Source organism: Dellaglioa sp. CoH-55-MRSF-8 (assembly GCF_056782195.1).
The window spans coordinates 1-403 of sequence record NZ_JBXAYH010000086.1; the positions used below are offsets into that span (position 1 = coordinate 1).

At 54.3% G+C, this 403-nt stretch carries 1 protein-coding gene; it reads right to left on the minus strand.

From position 1 onward, the window contains the following. Window positions 1-403: hypothetical protein (locus AC1RPW_RS08025; RefSeq protein WP_481769446.1), on the minus strand; the 403-nt coding region annotated here is incomplete at both ends.

The window sequence follows — 403 nt, forward strand, 5'->3', positions numbered from 1 at the left end:
GCGAACAACGCGCTATACGTCGAGTTGAGGTTCAATTGCAGATTGCGATAGTTGATCGCTTGTTGGAACTGCTGAGCATTCGACGGAACATCGAGTAGTGCCACGCAATCACCGCGCTGCTGGGCCAAGCTATCCATCGCAAGCTGCACGTCTGGACTGGCGTGGCCCGAGTTCAGCAGGATGTTGATCTTGTACAGCTGCTTGTTCGCAAACACGTTCCATGCGCCAGCGACTTGAAGCGACGTAACAGCACCGCCCGAGTTACCGCCCGCCATATTCACAGGAGTACTGACCGATGAGATAATGGGAAGAGGTGTCGGCAGGCTCGGTACGTTCGACGTTACCCGAATGTATTGCGAGAACGGGTTAATCGCTTGTTCAAGCTCTGTCTCCAGACCATTGC